Here is a 15,745-nt window from a genome sequence, read left to right as displayed (position 1 = left end):
GCGATCGCGGCTCGCGCCGCCCCTCTTGAGCCGCGCCGATCGCCCTCCCGCAACCGCCGCGTGCCGTCGCAAGGCACACCGCGATTGTCTCTCGGTCATTTACACCTCGCTGCAACGCAACATACACGACCTCTAGTGACCGACGTTGTCATGTAATTCTGTGAACTGCACCGCAAACCCATACGCACGAGATTGACAACGTTGTCAGTAAAAAACAGCCTCGGCCCTCGACACAGGCGAGCGGGGCGCTGAAACGGCCCCGCGCGCCGCCACACGGGCTGCGGGGAGGGAACCACCAGGCACGCACGGGCCCTGCCCGACCGTTTCACGCCGTTCCACGGCGACCTACGAGGAGGTTCGAACCTCCCGCGCAGCACCGAGGCCACGCGCCTCCTTTCCAGACACAGAGGGACAGCACCGGCCGGCGACGGCACGGGATTTCGCATCGGACTTCGCAAGGGAGAGGACGCTCATGAAGCACGCAAGATCGACCACACTGGCGCTATGGACCTGCCTGCTCGCGGCGTCCTGGGGCTCAAACGCGCTGGCGCAAAGCGCGAGCTGCGCCAATATTCCGGCCTGGAACTCGGCGACCATCTACAACCCCGGCGACAAGCTGGTCTATCAGAACCGGCTTTACCAGGCCAACATCCAGATCTGGAACGCGCCGCCGACCCACTGCCCCAGCTGCGGCTGGTATCAGGATCTCGGCGCCTGCGGCGCGGGCGGCAATCAGCCTCCCAGCGTCAGCCTGACCTCGCCGGCCAACGGCGGCAGCTACAGCACCGGCGCCAACATCGCGGTGAGCGCCAACGCCTCCGACAGCGACGGCAGCGTCGCCCAGGTCGAATTCTTCCGCGGCACCGTCTCGCTGGGCGTGGACACCAGCTCGCCCTACAGCGCGATCTGGAGCAACGCCAGCGCCGGCAGCCATGCCTTCAAGGCGGTCGCCACCGATAACCAGGGCGCCAGCACCACCTCGTCGACCTCGACCATCACCGTGACCGCGCCGTCCACCGACACCACGCCGCCCAGCGTGCCGGGCGGCCTGAGCTCGCCCGCGCAGACCTCCAGCAGCATCTCGCTGACCTGGAACGCGTCCACCGACAACAGCGGCGGCAGCGGCGTGGCCGGCTACGACGTCTACCGCGACGGCAGCCTGGTCGGCTCGCCGACCGCGACCAGCTACACCGCCAGCGGCCTCACCGCCAACACCGCCTACGCCTTCCGCGTGCGCGCCCGCGACAACGCCGGCAACGCCTCCGCGCAGAGCGCGCAGATCAGCGCCAGCACCACCCAGGGCGGCGGCGGCGGCAACAAGCGGGTGATCGGCTACTTCACCCAGTGGGGCATCTACGGCCGCAACTATCGGGTCAAGAACATCGACACCAGCGGTTCGGCCGCCAAGCTGACCCACATCAACTACGCCTTCGGCAACGTGCGCAACAACCGCTGCGAAGTCGGCGTGATCCAGCCCTCCGATCCCAACACCGGCGTCGGCGGCGACGCCTTCGCCGACTACAGCAAGTCCTTCGGTGCCGGCGAAAGCGTGAGCGGCGCGGCCGACACCTGGGACCAGCCGCTGCGCGGCAACTGGAACCAGCTCAAGCAGCTCAAGGCCAAGTACCCGGGCCTGAAGGTGCTGATCTCGCTGGGCGGCTGGACCTGGTCGCGCGGTTTCGCCAGCGCGGCGCGTCCGGAAAACCGCCAGGCTTTCGTCGCCTCGTGCATCGACGCCTACATCCGCGGCAACCTGCCGGTGACCGATGGCGCCGGCGGCGTGGGCGCGGCGGCCGGGGTGTTCGACGGCATCGATCTGGACTGGGAATACCCGGCCGCGTGCGGCCTGACCTGCGGCACGGCGGAGGAAAGCGCCAACTTCACCGCCCTGCTGGCCGAGTTCCGCAGCCAGCTCAACGCGGTGCGTCCGGGCCTGCTGCTGACCATCGCCGCCGGCGCGGGCGTGGACAAGGTGCGCGTGACCAACCCGGCCGCGTATCACCAGTATCTGGACTACATCAACGTGATGACCTACGACTTCCACGGCACCTGGGATGCGAAGACCAACCATCACTCGGCGCTGTTCGATTCGCCCAACGATCCCTCTACCGGCGATCAGAAGTTCTACAACACCAACGACGCGCTCGAGGCCTTCCTGTCGCGCGGCGTGCCGGCGGCCAAGCTCAACCTGGGCATCGGCTTCTACGGTCGCGGCTGGACCGGCGTGGCCAACGTCAACAACGGTCTGTACCAGAACGGCACCGCGGCGCCTGGCACCTACGAGGCAGGCAACGAGGACTACAAGGTGCTCAAGAACCGGCCCGGCACGATCTACACCGACGCCAACGCGCGTGCGACCTGGAAGTACGACGGCAGCACGTTCTGGAGCTACGACACGCCGGCCATGATCATCGAGAAGATGGGCTACGTGAAGACGCAGAACCTCGGCGGCGCGTTCTTCTGGGAGTTCAGCGGCGACGACCCGCAGGGCAGCCTGGCCACCGCGATCCGCGACGGCCTGCAGTGAGCTTGCGCAGCGCCGGACCGTTCGCGGTCCGGCGCTTGCCTCGGGGCGCCGGCCTCCCCTCGGGCCGGCGCCCCGGATTTATCCCAACGTACCGAATCAGTTGAACGCGAACGGCCGCATGCGCGCATGCGGCCGTTTTGCGTGCGACACATTCGCCGAAGCACTGGCTCTGTGTGGGAGCGGCGTGAGCCGCGATCGCGGCAGCACGCACGGCCGCGGATCCAGATACGCCGATGACATCGCGACGGCGGAGGGGCTTGCTTTCGCCATCGGGGCGTTCGATGGAATCTGCGGTAGCGCGATCGCGGCTTACGCCGCTCCCACAGAGAGCGAACGGCGACATCTCCGCGGCCCGGTCCCGCCGGGGTAGTAGCGGCGCAAGCCGCGAGCACGTCGTGGCCGAAGCTTCTTGGTCGCGGCTTGCGCCGATCCCACACCTAGGCCGTGGCAGATAGACGGCGACCTCCGCGCTCAGCTCACCAAGCGCAGCACATCGTCCAGCAAACCGGCGGCGGTGACTTCGGCGCCCGCGCCCGGGCCCTGGATCACCAGCGGCTGCTCGCGATAGCGGTCGGACCAGATCGCGACCTTGTTGTCGGTGCCGGCGCCGCCGGCCAGCGGATGATCGGCGGGCAACGACTCCAGCCCCACCCGTGCCGCGCCGTCCTGCAGGCGCGCGATGAAACGCAGGCGCTCGCCGCTCTTGTAGGCGGCCGCGTAGCGTTCGCGCAGCGGCGCGTCCAACGCCGGCAGCGCGGCATCGACGCCATCGCGCGACAGGATCGCCAACTCCGGCGGCACCAGCGAGGCGACCTCGACTTCGCCGGCCTCCAACGCCACGCCCGAGGCGCGCGCCAGGATCAACAGCTTGCGGCGCACGTCCTCGCCGGATAGATCGTCGCGCGGGTCGGGCTCGGTGTAGCCGGCGTCGCGCGCCTGCCGCACCAGCGACGAGAACGGGCGCATGCCGTCGTAATGATTGAACAGCCAGGCCAGCGAGCCGGACAGCACGCCGGCGATCGCGCGGATGCGGTCGCCGCCGGCCTGCAGTTCGCGCAAGGATCGCAGCAAGGGCAGGCCCGCACCGACCGTGGCGCTGTCGCCGTAGCCGCTGCCGCCGACCGCGCAAGCGCCGCGGATCGCGCGCCAGCGCGCCAGCGAGGTGCCCTGCCCGATCTTGCAGGCGGTGACCACATGGATGCCCTGCGCCAACCACTGCGCATGGCGTTCTGCGACCGCGCTGCTGGCGGTGGCGTCGATCACCACGCGCGCGCCGCCGTCGCCCAACGCGAGGGCGACGCTGTCCAGCGAACTGGCCTGGCTGGCCTCGGCCAGCGCGGCGGCCGCGCGTTCGGGGGCAAGGCCGGCGCCATCGGCCAGCGCGCGCCGCGAATTGGCCACGTGCACCAGCGCCAGGCGCTCGCCCAGCGGCGAGCCCTGCCACGCTTGCAAGCGCGCGAGCACCGCGCCGCCGACGGTGCCGGTGCCGAGCAGGGCCACGCGCGCCGGCGCCGCGCTGCGATAGGGATGCGGCGCGAGCGCCTGCTGCGCCTGCGTCTGCAGGACGTCGGCCGCGGCGCTCATCGTTTCGCGCGCGCCGCCGTGGCCACCGCGTCGGCCGCGCGCTCCAGCGCGGCCTCGAGGTCGGCGATCAGGTCGTCCACATGCTCGATGCCCACCGACAGGCGCAGCAGGCCGTCGCCGATGCCGGCCGCGGCGCGCGCTTCGGGCGACATCGCCGCGTGGGTCATGGTGGCCGGATGCGCGATCAGGCTTTCCACGCCGCCCAACGACTCGGCCAGGGTGAAGCACTCCAGGCCCTCGACGAAAGCGCGCACCGCCGCTTCGCCGCCTTCGATCTCGACGCTGAGCATGGCGCCGAAGCCGAGCTGCTGGCGCGCCGCCAGCGCATGGCCCGGGTGCGATTCCAGGCCCGGGTAATGCACCACGCGCACCGCCGGGTGCGCGTCCAGCAGCGCGGCGATGGCCTGGGTGTTCTCCTGATGCACGCGCAGGCGCGCGTCCAGGGTGCGCAGGCCGCGCAGGGTCAGGAAGGCGTCGAAGGGCGAGCCGGTCAGGCCCAGCGCGTTCGCCCACCAGGTCAGCTGCTGGTGGTGCTCGGCGTTCTTGGCCACCACCGCGCCGCCGACCACGTCGCTGTGGCCGTTGATGTACTTGGTGGTCGAGTGCACGACCAGGTCGGCGCCGAACGCGATCGGGCGCTGCAGGGCCGGCGACAGGAAGGTGTTGTCGACCACGGTCAGCGCGCCCTGGGCGTGCGCGGCCTCGATCACGAAGCGCAGGTCGGTGATGCGCAGCAGCGGGTTGGACGGCGTTTCGATCCAGACCACGGCCGGCTTGCTCTGCAGGGCCTCGGTCAGCGAACGCGGATCGGTGAGGTCGGCGGTGATCAGCTCGAACGCGCCCTTGGCGGCCAGCGCGTTGAACAGGCGCCAGCTGCCGCCGTAGCCGTCGTGCGGCACCACGATGCGATCGCCGGGCTTGAGGAAGGCGTGCAGGACCAGGGTGATCGCGGCCATGCCGGTGCTGGTGATGACGCCGCCGACGCCGCCTTCGAGCTCGGCGATCGCCTCGCCCAGCAGATCGCGGGTGGGATTGCCGCTGCGGGTGTAGTCGTACTGGCGCTTGTCGTTGTAGCCGGCGAAGCTGAAGTTGGACGACAGCACGATCGGCGGCGTGACCGCGCCATAGGCCGCGTCGCGGTCGATGCCGGCACGGACGGCGGCGGTGCAGGCGTTGCGGGTGCGGTTCTGGGTCACGGCGGTCGTTCCTTCGTTATGGGTGCTCATGCCGCCGCCTGGGTACAGTCGGCCAGCGCTTCGCGCAGGATGGTGTCGATGTCGCCGGCCTCCTTGAGGCAGGCGTCGTGTCCGTAGATCGAGCGCAGCACGCGCAGGCGGGTTTCGCCGCGCAGGCGCTCGACCAGGTCGTAGGATTCGGACAGCGGAATCAGGCGGTCTTCGCTGACCGCGACCACGGTGACGGGCACGCGGATCAGGCTGGGATCGACCTGCTGCAGGTCGATCGATTCCGACAGCCGCAGGAAGGCCGCGGTCGGGGTGCGCGCCACGTACTTGGCGCCGCAATGGTCGAGGTAGTCCTCGGCGTCCACGCGCACCCGGCCGTCGCGCACCTGGGCGGCGCCGAAGCGCTCGGCGAACTCCTCCGGCGTGCGGTAGCTCAGCACCGCCAGTTCGCGCGCCAGCGCCAGGCCCTGGCTCTCGTCGCATTGCAGCGCGCCCAGCGCGACCGCGCGGCGCTGCAGCGCACGCCAGGCGGCGGCATAGGGGTGGGCGCGGTGGGTACCGCTGATCGCGACCAGCGCGCCGACGCGTTGCGGGTGGCGCGCGGCGAACTGCAGGCCGACCATGGCGCCGTAGGAATAGCCGACGAAGGCCTCCAGGCGCTGGATCCGCAGCGCATCCAGCAGCGCGGCGATCGCGTCGGCCTGATCGGCCGGGTCCAGGGCCACGTCGAGCGCGCCGTCGGCGCCCAGCCAATCGAACGCGAGCAGGCGATGGCGGCTGGGATCGAGGGCGCGGCCGCGGCCGACCTGGGTCTCCCACCAGCCGCCTTCGGGATAGGCACGGCTGGGCGCGAGATGGCGGTGCGCGGAGATCCCACCGGCCACGAACAGCACCGGCAGCGAGGCCTCGCCCTGGATTTCGTAGCGCAGCACCACGCTGCGGCGGCCGGCATGGCGCAGGTCGAGCTCGATGCGCAGCTCGCCGCGCGCGGCGTCGCGCTCGCCGCTCAGGGCGACGTAGGCGTCGCTGCGTTCGAACGCGGCCGGGGCCTGCGATAGGGAGGAGTCTGCGTAGGCGGTAGCGGGGGCGAAGCTCATGGCGGGCATCCGAAGTGACGGGGCCATCGAGCTTGCAAGTCGCTCGTGCGCAGCAGCGCACGTCGCAACCATCTTCCGACCAACGCCTAGGCGGGCCGCAGGAATTGGCACCTTCACGCGACTTGCGTCGCGTTGGGTTGCCCCGGCTTCTAAGGGCCTGTCCCTCAGCCGGTCTCGATGGATGCGGCCAGTCTGCCCGCGCTCCGAGGGCGTGTCAATCGCTTCATCCGCATATAGCGATTAATTATAAGCTCGCGACCGGCATCACAAAAAGGTGCGCGCCCCGCATACACTTCGTGCCCATGACCCCACGCCTCCTTGTCGCGGCGACGCTCGCCGCCCTGCTCGCCGCCTGCGCGACCACGCAACCCGCTTCCGCGCCGGCCGCCGGCACCCCCGGCATCACCTCGATCGCCGAGCGCTACGTATCGGCGGACACGCCGAAGGAAGAGCTGGATTCGCTGGCCACCTGGCCGACCGAGGACGGCAAGACCTGGCTGATCGCGACCGCCAAGTCGACCCACCGCCTGGACGTTTACGACGCCGACACCGGCGCCGCGCTGCGCACGGTCGGCGGCGAGGGCAAGGCGATCGGCCAGTTCGACCGCCCCAACGGCATCGCGGTGTACGCCGACCACGTGTTCGTGGTCGAGCGCGACAACCACCGCGTGCAGGTGTTCGCCCTGCCCGACTTCACCCCGCTGGGCAGCTTCGGCGACAAGGAACTGCGCAGCCCCTACGGCATCTGGCTGACCGAGACCGAACCGGGCGAACTCGAGATCTACGTCACCGACAGCTTCATGTACGGCAAGAAGTTCGATCAGGTGCCGCCGTGGGCCGAGCTCGACCAGCGCGTGCGCCGCTACCGGGTCCAGTTCGACCAGGACGGCCGCCTGCGCGCCAACTACGGCGGCGCGTTCGGCGACACCAGCGAAGCCGCGGCGCTGCGCATGGTCGAGTCGATCGCCGGCGACCCGGCCAACGACCGCCTGCTGATCGCCGACGAGGACCGTCGCCACGAATCCACCCTGCGCGAGTACACCTTCGGCGGCAAATACACCGGCCGCAGCCTGCCCGACCGCAGCTTCGGCGCCGAGGCCGAGGGCGTGACGCTGTGGACCTGCCCGGACGGCGGCGGCTACTGGATCGCGGTCGACCAGCTCGCGCCGCTGACCGTGTTCCACCTGTTCGATCGCGTCAGCCTGGCTCCGGTCGGCAGCTTCGAAGGCAAGGTCACCTCGCATACCGACGGCGTCGCCCTGCATGCCGCCTCGACCGCGGCCTTTCCCAGCGGCGCGCTGTTCGCCGTGCACGACGACAAAGCCGTGACCGCGTTCGATCTCGCCGACGTGGCCCACGCGCTAAACTTGAAGCCGGGCTGCACCGAGTAGGAATCCGCATGGTTTGGGGGCCGCGCGCCTTGGCCGTATCGCTGTGCGTGGCGGCTGTGGCCGCCGCGCCGCAGGCGCATGCCGGCAAGATCTACCGTTGGACCGATCGCAGCGGCATCACCCATTACGGCGACCACGTGCCCGAGGCCGCGCCGCCGTCCGAGGTCAGGGTGATCCCGGTCCACAGCGAGCCCGGCGCGATCGCGCGCCTGCGCATCGAGTCGGACGGCAGCCGCTACCTGGCCTGGGCCGACAACAACCTGTCCGGACCGATCGAGGTCAAGGTCGACTACAGCCAGAGCTACGGCGGCGGCGGCGGCACCTCGACCCTGCCCGCGCGCGCCACCGTGGCCGCGCGCGCGAGCGCGCTGGTGGCGGTGCTGAGCCCGGAGGATTCCGGGCGCGGCATCGAGCTGCAGATGGAAAGCCTGCCCGGCGACCCCAGCGCGCAGCCGCGCAACGTCGACTACGTGCTGCCGCTGCGCCAGAACAACTTCCGCATCGACCAGGGCTACGGCGGCCAGTTCAGCCACAGCGACCCGGAGAACCGTTACGCGGTCGACTTCGCGGCGCAGATCGGCACGCCGGTGCTGGCCGCGCGCGAGGGCGTGGTGATGCAGGTCGAGTCCGACTTCGACAAGGCCGGGCTCAATCGCGAGAAATACGGCGGCCGCGCCAACTTCGTGCGCATCGTCCACGACGACGGCAGCATGGCCCTGTACGCCCACCTCAAGGCCGATGGCGCCCTGGTCCGGGTCGGTCAGCGCGTGCGCGCGGGCCAGCAAATCGGCCTGTCCGGCAACACCGGCTTCACCACCGGGCCGCATTTGCACTTCGCGATCCAGGTCAACCGCGGCATGCGCCTGGAGTCGATTCCGTTCCGGATGACCGGGCCGGCGGGGCCGTTGCGGATTTCGGGCGGGCTTTAAGGGTTGGAACGGTGCTTCCGGGCTGACGGCGTGGCCGGGATTCGCGCGCCCCCAACCGGCCCTGCGGGCCACCTTCCCCCGCTAGGCGGGGGAAGGAAGCAAGGAACAAGGGCTTTCTCTAGGGTGGCGGTTATAATCGCGCCCCTACTCCTTACCTTCCGGCGCGCCCGGTGCGCGCCGTCGCCATGTCCGACGTTTCCCTAGAAGCCCTCCGCCGCCGCACCTTCGCGATCATTTCGCATCCGGACGCCGGCAAGACCACCCTCACCGAGAAGCTGCTGCTGTTCGGCGGCGCGATCCAGATGGCCGGTTCGGTCAAGGGCCGCAAGGCCGCGCGCCACGCGACCTCGGACTGGATGGCACTGGAAAAGGAGCGCGGCATCTCGGTGACCTCCTCGGTGATGCAGTTCCCCTACGAGGGCCGCATCGTCAACCTGCTCGACACGCCCGGCCACGCCGACTTCGGCGAGGACACCTACCGCGTGCTGACCGCGGTCGACTCGGCGCTGATGGTGATCGACGTCGCCAAGGGCGTGGAGGAGCGCACGATCAAGCTGATGGAGGTGTGCCGCCTGCGCGACACGCCGATCATGACCTTCATCAACAAGCTCGATCGCGAGGGCAAGAACCCGATCGACCTGCTGGACGAAGTGGAATCGGTGCTGGGCATCCAGTGCGCGCCGATCACCTGGCCGATCGGCATGGGCCAGCGCCTCAAGGGCGTGGTCCACCTGCTCACCGGCGAGGTGCATTTGTTCGAACAGGGCCGCAACTTCACCCGTCAGGATTCGACGATCTTCGCCTCGATCGACGATCCGGCGCTGGAGGCGCGCATCGGTGCGGATGCCTTGCGCGAAGTGCGCGAGGAACTCGAGCTCGTGCAGGGCGCATCGCATCCGTTCGACAAGCAGGCCTATCTGGCCGGCAAGCAGACGCCGGTGTCGTTCGGCTCGGCGGTCAACAACTTCGGCGTGCAGCTGCTGCTGGACTTCTTCGTCGAGCACGCGCCGCCGCCCAAGCCGCGCGAGACCACCGGCCGCGAGGTCGCGGCGACCGAGAACAAGCTCACCGGCTTCGTGTTCAAGATCCAGGCCAACATGGACCCGCAGCACCGCGACCGGGTGGCGTTCATGCGCATCTGCTCGGGCAAGTTCAGCGCCGGCATGAAGGCCTTCCAGGTGCGCACCGGCAAGGAAGTGAAGCTGGCCAACGCGCTGACCTTCATGGCCTCCGACCGCGAGATCGCCGAAACCGCCTACTCCGGCGACGTCATCGGCATCCACAACCACGGCACGATCTCGATCGGCGACAGTTTCACCGAGGGCGAGGCGCTGTCGTTCACCGGCATCCCCAACTTCGCCCCGGAACTGTTCCGACGCGCGCGCCTGCGCGATCCGCTCAAGCTCAAGCAGTTGCAGAAGGGCCTGGCCCAGCTGTCCGAGGAAGGCGCGACCCAGTTCTTCCGTCCGCTGATGAGCAACGACCTGATCCTGGGCGCGGTCGGCGTGCTGCAGTTCGACGTGGTCGCCTACCGGCTCAAGGACGAATACGGCGTGGACGCCAGCTTCGAGCAGGTCGGCGTGGCCACCGCGCGCTGGATCCGCTGCGCCGATGCCAAGAAGCTGGAGGAGTTCCGCGACAAGAACGCCATGAACCTGGCCCTGGACGCGGCCGGCGAGCTGGTCTACCTGGCGCCCACCCGGGTCAACCTGCAGCTCGCTCAGGAGCGCGCCCCGGGCGTGCAATTCCTGGCCACGCGCGAACACGCGCACGCGGTGTCCGTCGACTGATGTCGCGCTTGCGGCAGTGGTGGCTGTACCTGTTGAGCAAGCGCAGCGAAATCGCCGCGCTCGACTACAAGGACGCCTACATGGCCAAGGTGATCATGGACATCCACCGCCTGCGCGGCGACAAGGCGCAGGCGATGGTGCCGCTGCACGCGCTGCAACCGATCCACCGCATCGATCGCGAGTCCGCGCGACAGGCCACGCAGGCACGCGCCCAGGCCCTGGCCGCGCGACGCGAGGAACTGCTGGCCCACGGCCGCCTCGACCTGGCCGCCTTGACCGACATCATTCCCTCGGTGTCGCAGATCAAGGTCGTGCGCGACGGCGAGCGTTGGCTCGCGTTCGAGGGCAACGGCCGTTTGTACGCGATGCGCGAGGCCTTCGGCGAAGACTGCGCGCTGCTGGTCGAGGTCGAGGAATACCGCTTCGCGCGCCCGCGCAAGATCCAGCGCCGGCTACGGCGGGTGCGGCGGCTCAACACCCTGGAATGAGGGTGCGCCCGGCGCCGAGCCAAACCACGCACCCCATCACACTTTCCCCCGGGATCGGCTAGCATCGATCCACCGCGGCGGGGACCGCGGCAACCTACTGCAAGGGGAATGCAATGTATCTACTGGGTTTGGCGCTGAGCGTGATCGGCGGCTTGTGGATCATCGTCAACGCGTTTCGCGAAAGCGTGCTTTGGGGGCTGGGATCGCTGCTGATCCCGTTGGTCGCGCTGGTCTTCGCGATCATGAACTTTTCCGAGAACAAGATCCCGCTGCTGATCTGCGTGGTCGGCACCGTGCTGACCATCATGGGCATGCCGTCCATGTCCGAGATCGCCGCCACCGCGCAACCGGCGGCCTGAAGGCGCTGGCCCGGCGCGCGCGTCGCGCCGGGCCTGTTTCAACGCCGAGGCAGCCAGTCGGGTTCGGGCTGGTCGCGGTCGTAATACTCGAAGATCAGATGGATGCGGTCGCTGTCGCCGGCGTTCTCCACCGCGTGCACCGCCATGTTGCTGACCTCCACCGCCTCGCCTTCGACGAAGTGGTAACCGACGCCGTCGACGAAGAAGGTCACGCGCTCGTTGGTGATCAGCGGCACGTGCACCTTGTGCGGCCATTTCGCGGCCGGGTTGGCGTCGCGATGCGGCTTGATCACGCCGCCCGGCGCCATCCGCGCCAGCATCACCCGCGGGAACGCGGCGTTGGCGTAGCCGTAGGGCCGCACCGCCTGCGCCAGCACCGGCTCCAGCAGTTCGCGCCACTGCGCCCACAACGGGCGATCGTAGGAATCGCGCCAGTCCTGGAAGTTGCTGACGAAGCGGAAGACCACGTGGCGGGTCTTGTCCAAGGCCTCGAAGCGGTTGGGCTTGTCGGCGTTCTCGGCGTCCCACACCGCTTCGGGAATCTCCAGCACCGCCGTGCGCAACGCCGCGATGTCGACCGGCCCGAGCCGGCGTATCGAGGTGGTCTTGCGCGGGTTGGGTTGGATCGGGGTCGCATTCATGGGAGTCGCGTTCATGGCATCGGACCGGGTCAGAACGAATAACCGAACAGTTCCAGATCGCGCTGGTAAAGCTCGCCCACCGCGTCGATCAAGGGCTGGTCATAGTAGTCCCGATACCCGCCGCGGCGGGAACTGTTGACCTGGCCCAGCTGGGCGCTGGGGATGCCGATGCGGGCGCAGATGCTGTCGTAGGAGGCCTGCATCTCCTCGACCCGGCCCACGTAGTCGGCCAGCAGTTCGCCGTCGGCGCCGGTGACCAGGCTGTGCTGCGGCTGGAACAGCACGTGCTGCATCGGCCGCGCCTCGAACAGGATATGCCGCATGACCGCCTGCGGACGCTGCAGGAAGGCGCCGTCGGCGCGGGTCATGAACGCGCAATAGGAAATGAAGCGATCGTAGGGGTTGCGCACGAACGCGAACTTGAAATAGCTCGCGAAGGCCTCCTCGCCCAGGAACGGACGCACCTGCTGCAAGCTGAGGTGGCCGTGCTTGATCGCGGCCAGTTCCTCGAACGGGAAGCGCTTGTTCACGAACAAACCGACCTGCTCGATGTCGTCGGCGCTCATGTGCTCGCGCAGGGCCTGGCGGACCGAATGGGTGCCGGTTTTGGGGATCGCGGCAAAAACGAAACGGTGCTGGTGGGAGATGATCATGCGTCTGGCCCTGGAATCGGCCTATCCTAAGCCAGCGGCGGGCGCGCAGGGCATCGCCCAGGCCCGTCGCGCCGGCTTCGCCGCTCCGATTCCGAGCATTTGCTCCACCTCCCCCGAGGATGCTGCATCGATGGACAGCGCACGCCCTGGCAGCGAAAGGCCCGACCGCGCGAACGCGCTCAACCCGCACGTGGCGTCGGTGCGCGAGGAGATCGCCAACGCGCTCACCCACGGCCTGGGCGCGACCGCCGCGTTGGCCGGCGGGGCGGTTCTGATCACCCTCGCCGCGCTGTACGGCGACGGCTGGCAACTGGTGGGCGCGACCGTATTCGGGATCAGCCTGCTGCTGCTCTACGTGGCCTCCACCCTCTACCACGCGATCCAGCACCCGATCGCCAAGGCGCGCCTCAAGGTCTTCGACCATTGCGCGATCTACCTGCTGATCGCCGGCACCTACACCCCGTTCACCCTGATCGGTTTGCGCGGCCCGTGGGGTTGGGGCCTGTTCGCGGCGATCTGGGCGCTGGCCTTCGCCGGCATCGTGTTCAAGCTGTTCTACACCGGCCGCTTCAAGCTGCTGTCGACCGGCATCTACATCGCGATGGGCTGGCTGGTGATCGTGGCGATCAAGCCGCTGCTGGGCGCGCTGGACACCTGGACCCTGGGCTGGCTGCTCGCCGGCGGGCTTTGCTACACCTTGGGCACGGTGTTCTACCACCGGCCCAAGCTGCCGTATTCGCATGCGATCTGGCACATGTTCGTGATCGCCGGCAGCGTCTGCCATTACATCTCGGTGATGGCGCAGGTGATCCCCGCGCGCTGAACGCGCGCTGGCGTTCGCTGAACGCCGCACAACGCGTTCACCTGCGCTTGACCGCCGGGTGGGGATGGTGAGGCCACTCCTAACGAAGGACAGCGGCACTGGCGCGCATCGATGCGCGCCGTCCGGGTGTGGCCCGATCGGGCGGCCCGGAGTCGGCCGATCAACATGCGCGAGAGCGAGCCCCACTCCAGCCCCGAGCCGACCCCAGCCAACGACGGCGCCGCAACACCCGCGTCCGGTATGGCGCGCGCTGCGCGGGCCATGCGTCTTCATCCCTGGCGCAGCGCTGCCGCGCTGCTGGCGATCGCGCTGCTGGCGCTGATCGCGCTGTGGGATTGGAACTGGCTGCGCGGCCCGATCGAGCGCCAGGTGCAGGCGCGCACCGGTCGCGACTTCGACATCGGCGGCGATCTGGATATCGCGCTGGGCCGCACCGTGCGCGTGCGCGCCGATGCCGTGCGCTTCGGCGACGCCGACTGGTCGCGGCGCCGCGACATGGCGGTCGCCGATCGTCTGCAATTCGACATCGAACTGTGGCCGCTGCTGCGCGGCGATGTGCGCATCCCCGATCTGCGCCTGCAACGCCCGAGGCTGCATCTGGAAAACGACCGCAAGCGCGGCGGCAACTGGGTGTTCGGCGAAACCGGCGGCGCCGGGCCAAGCTTCGGCCGCGTCTGGATCGAACAGGGCGAGCTGAGCTTCCTCGACCCGGTCAGCCGCAGCGACATGCGTTTCGAGATCGCCAGCCTGGCGCCGGGCGCCAACGACGCCGCCGCGCCGATCGCCGCGCGCGGCGGCGGACGCTGGAAGGGCAATCGCTTCAGCTTGCAGGGCCGCGCCGAATCGCCGCTGGAACTGCGCGATCGCGAACGTCCGTACCGTCTGGATCTGCGCGCGACTGCCGGCGCCACCCGCGCGCATGCGCGCGGCAGCCTGGTCGATCCGCTGCGGCTGCGCGACTTCGACCTGCGCCTGGCGCTGTCGGGCCAGGATCTGGCCGACCTGTACCCGCTGATCGGCGTGGCCACGCCGCCGACGCCGCCGTACGCGCTGGACGGTCGCCTTACCCGAGACATCGCCGGCGCGCGCACCACCTGGCACTACGACGATTTCACCGGCAAGGTCGGCGACAGCGACCTGGGCGGACGCGCGAGCGTGGAGACCGGCGGCGCGCGCCCCTATCTGCGCGCCGATCTGCGTTCGCGCCGGCTCGACTTCGACGACCTCGGCGGCTTCGTCGGCGCCGCGCCGCAAACCGGACGCGGCGAGTCCAGCAATCCCGAACTCGCGGCCCTGGCCGCGCGCGAACGCGCGAGCGCACGCGTGCTGCCGGATACGCCCTACCGCCTGGACAAGCTGCGCGCGATGGACGCCGACGTGCGTTGGAAGGCGCAGCGCATCGACGCGCCGGGCTGGCCGATCGACAACATGGACGCGCATCTGCTGCTGGAAGCCGGCGTACTGCGCCTGCAACCGCTGGATTTCGGCGTCGCCGACGGCCGCATCCGCTCGACCGTACGCATGGACGCGCGCCAGCCCACCATCGCCACGCACGCGCAGATCGATGCGCGCGGCCTGACTCTGGCCAAGCTGCTGCCGACGGTGGACCTGGCGCGCGACGCGGTCGGCAAGGTCGGCGGACAGATCGCCCTGGACGGACGCGGCAATTCCATCGCCGACATGCTCGGCAGCAGCGACGGCGACATCGCGCTGGGCATGGGCTCGGGCAAGATCAGCAATCTGCTGATGGAGTTCACCGGCATCGACATCGCCGAGATCATCAAGTTCAAGCTCGGCCACGACCGCCAGATCCCGATCCGCTGCGCGTTCGGCGATTTCGAAGTGCGCGAGGGCGTGATGCGCACCCGCGCGCTGGCCTTCGACACCAGCGATACCTTGCTGGTCGGCGACGGCAAGATCGACCTGGGAGACGAGACCCTGGACCTGATCCTGCGCGCGCGCCCCAAGGACCGCAGCCTGTTCACGCTGCGCTCGCCCCTGAAGGTGTCCGGCACGTTCAAGCACCCCAAGGCCAAACCCGACTACGCGCGCCTGGGCCTGCGCGGCGCCGCGGCGCTGGCCCTGGGCACGATCGCGCCGCCGGCGGCGTTGCTGGCGACGATAGAACTGGGACCGGGCAAGGACGCCGCGTGTGGCGGCAAGTACGCGCGTTGAGCGGCACGGGCCTTCGGGCGCGGTGACGACCGCAGCAGCGTGCGAATCCGGGCGGGACGATGATGCGGTTCGCTGGCGCTCACCGCATCCTACGGCGGCGTGGC

At 69.4% G+C, this 15,745-nt stretch carries 13 protein-coding genes and 1 riboswitch; of the genes, 8 read left to right on the top strand and 5 right to left on the bottom strand.

All coding sequences use genetic code 11. The annotated features are described in order from the left end of the window. Window positions 1-472: 472 nt before the first annotated feature. The gene (locus ASE35_RS22270) at window positions 473-2,527 is read left to right on the top strand and encodes a glycosyl hydrolase family 18 protein (RefSeq protein WP_057163908.1); all 2,055 of its coding nucleotides are present in this window, start codon (window positions 473-475) and stop codon (window positions 2,525-2,527) included. Between the two features lie 471 nt (window positions 2,528-2,998). Here the strand turns inward: ASE35_RS22270 and ASE35_RS11640 are convergent, their stop codons facing one another. The 3 genes from ASE35_RS11640 to ASE35_RS11630 are packed head-to-tail and all read right to left on the bottom strand — an operon-like array spanning window position 2,999 to window position 6,392. Then, window positions 2,999-4,111: a homoserine dehydrogenase gene (locus ASE35_RS11640; RefSeq protein ID WP_057163907.1), complete on the bottom strand. Its 1,113-nt coding sequence runs from the start codon at window positions 4,109-4,111 to the stop codon at window positions 2,999-3,001. Continuing rightward, window positions 4,108-5,337, bottom strand: a complete 1,230-nt coding sequence (locus tag ASE35_RS11635) for an O-succinylhomoserine (thiol)-lyase (protein WP_056182663.1) — start codon at window positions 5,335-5,337, stop codon at window positions 4,108-4,110. The genes ASE35_RS11640 and ASE35_RS11635 overlap by 4 nt, the downstream gene beginning before the upstream one ends. After that, window positions 5,334-6,392 carry a homoserine O-succinyltransferase gene (locus tag ASE35_RS11630; RefSeq protein ID WP_082576660.1) on the bottom strand — a complete coding sequence of 353 codons (1,059 nt, stop codon included), beginning with the start codon at window positions 6,390-6,392 and terminating at the stop codon, window positions 5,334-5,336. Before ASE35_RS11630 ends, ASE35_RS11635 begins: the two co-directional genes overlap by 4 nt. A 65-nt stretch (window positions 6,393-6,457) precedes the next feature. After that, a riboswitch (SAM riboswitch) is annotated at window positions 6,458-6,576 on the bottom strand. A gap of 118 nt (window positions 6,577-6,694) precedes the next feature. Between ASE35_RS11630 and ASE35_RS11625 the strand changes: the two genes are divergently transcribed. From ASE35_RS11625 to ASE35_RS11605, 5 genes are all read left to right on the top strand, one after another. Then, window positions 6,695-7,783 carry a hypothetical protein gene (locus ASE35_RS11625; protein WP_057163906.1) on the top strand — a complete coding sequence of 363 codons (1,089 nt, stop codon included), beginning with the start codon at window positions 6,695-6,697 and terminating at the stop codon, window positions 7,781-7,783. Window positions 7,784-7,791: 8 nt separating this feature from the next. Then, entirely contained in the window at window positions 7,792-8,712 is a 921-nt protein-coding gene (locus tag ASE35_RS11620; protein WP_082576659.1) for a M23 family metallopeptidase, read from the top strand. Window positions 8,713-8,897: 185 nt separating this feature from the next. Continuing rightward, entirely contained in the window at window positions 8,898-10,502 is a 1,605-nt protein-coding gene (locus ASE35_RS11615) for a peptide chain release factor 3 (protein ID WP_056183186.1), read from the top strand. Continuing rightward, window positions 10,502-10,990 (top strand): hypothetical protein, encoded by a 489-nt coding sequence (locus tag ASE35_RS11610; protein ID WP_057163905.1) that lies wholly within the window; start codon window positions 10,502-10,504, stop codon window positions 10,988-10,990. Before ASE35_RS11615 ends, ASE35_RS11610 begins: the two co-directional genes overlap by 1 nt. A 113-nt stretch (window positions 10,991-11,103) precedes the next feature. After that, on the top strand, window positions 11,104-11,349 hold the full coding sequence (locus tag ASE35_RS11605; protein WP_056182651.1) for a hypothetical protein: 246 nt from the start codon (window positions 11,104-11,106) through the stop codon (window positions 11,347-11,349). Window positions 11,350-11,387: 38 nt separating this feature from the next. Here ASE35_RS11605 and ASE35_RS11600 read toward each other — a convergent pair whose 3' ends face one another. Both ASE35_RS11600 and ASE35_RS11595 read right to left on the bottom strand, forming a co-directional pair. After that, the gene (locus ASE35_RS11600) at window positions 11,388-11,990 is read right to left on the bottom strand and encodes an aspartyl/asparaginyl beta-hydroxylase domain-containing protein (RefSeq protein WP_057163904.1); all 603 of its coding nucleotides are present in this window, start codon (window positions 11,988-11,990) and stop codon (window positions 11,388-11,390) included. 29 nt (window positions 11,991-12,019) lie between these two features. Then, the gene (locus ASE35_RS11595) at window positions 12,020-12,643 is read right to left on the bottom strand and encodes a sulfotransferase family 2 domain-containing protein (RefSeq protein ID WP_056182648.1); all 624 of its coding nucleotides are present in this window, start codon (window positions 12,641-12,643) and stop codon (window positions 12,020-12,022) included. Window positions 12,644-12,773: 130 nt separating this feature from the next. On the opposite strand from ASE35_RS11595, the gene ASE35_RS11590 reads away from it, so the two are divergent. Continuing rightward, window positions 12,774-13,466 carry a hemolysin III family protein gene (locus ASE35_RS11590; RefSeq protein WP_057161765.1) on the top strand — a complete coding sequence of 231 codons (693 nt, stop codon included), beginning with the start codon at window positions 12,774-12,776 and terminating at the stop codon, window positions 13,464-13,466. Window positions 13,467-13,727: 261 nt separating this feature from the next. Continuing rightward, window positions 13,728-15,641, top strand: a complete 1,914-nt coding sequence (locus tag ASE35_RS11585) for an AsmA family protein (RefSeq protein ID WP_235570052.1) — start codon at window positions 13,728-13,730, stop codon at window positions 15,639-15,641. Window positions 15,642-15,745: the final 104 nt, after the last annotated feature.

Origin of the sequence: Lysobacter sp. Root916 (assembly GCF_001429785.1) — a bacterium.
GTDB lineage: Bacteria > Pseudomonadota > Gammaproteobacteria > Xanthomonadales > Xanthomonadaceae > Lysobacter.
The sequence above is the reverse complement of the archived record's forward strand: the minus strand, read 5'-3'. Positions and strand labels throughout refer to the sequence as shown.

Coding starts and splice junctions, on each gene's coding strand:
- ASE35_RS22270 (WP_057163908.1), top strand. CDS start 473: ATGAAGCACGCAAGATCGACCACACTGGCGCTATGGACCTGCCTGCTC.
- ASE35_RS11640 (WP_057163907.1), bottom strand. CDS start 4,111: ATGAGCGCCGCGGCCGACGTCCTGCAGACGCAGGCGCAGCAGGCGCTC.
- ASE35_RS11635 (WP_056182663.1), bottom strand. CDS start 5,337: ATGAGCACCCATAACGAAGGAACGACCGCCGTGACCCAGAACCGCACC.
- ASE35_RS11630 (WP_082576660.1), bottom strand. CDS start 6,392: ATGAGCTTCGCCCCCGCTACCGCCTACGCAGACTCCTCCCTATCGCAG.
- ASE35_RS11625 (WP_057163906.1), top strand. CDS start 6,695: ATGACCCCACGCCTCCTTGTCGCGGCGACGCTCGCCGCCCTGCTCGCC.
- ASE35_RS11620 (WP_082576659.1), top strand. CDS start 7,792: ATGGTTTGGGGGCCGCGCGCCTTGGCCGTATCGCTGTGCGTGGCGGCT.
- ASE35_RS11615 (WP_056183186.1), top strand. CDS start 8,898: ATGTCCGACGTTTCCCTAGAAGCCCTCCGCCGCCGCACCTTCGCGATC.
- ASE35_RS11610 (WP_057163905.1), top strand. CDS start 10,502: ATGTCGCGCTTGCGGCAGTGGTGGCTGTACCTGTTGAGCAAGCGCAGC.
- ASE35_RS11605 (WP_056182651.1), top strand. CDS start 11,104: ATGTATCTACTGGGTTTGGCGCTGAGCGTGATCGGCGGCTTGTGGATC.
- ASE35_RS11600 (WP_057163904.1), bottom strand. CDS start 11,990: ATGAATGCGACCCCGATCCAACCCAACCCGCGCAAGACCACCTCGATA.
- ASE35_RS11595 (WP_056182648.1), bottom strand. CDS start 12,643: ATGATCATCTCCCACCAGCACCGTTTCGTTTTTGCCGCGATCCCCAAA.
- ASE35_RS11590 (WP_057161765.1), top strand. CDS start 12,774: ATGGACAGCGCACGCCCTGGCAGCGAAAGGCCCGACCGCGCGAACGCG.
- ASE35_RS11585 (WP_235570052.1), top strand. CDS start 13,728: ATGCGTCTTCATCCCTGGCGCAGCGCTGCCGCGCTGCTGGCGATCGCG.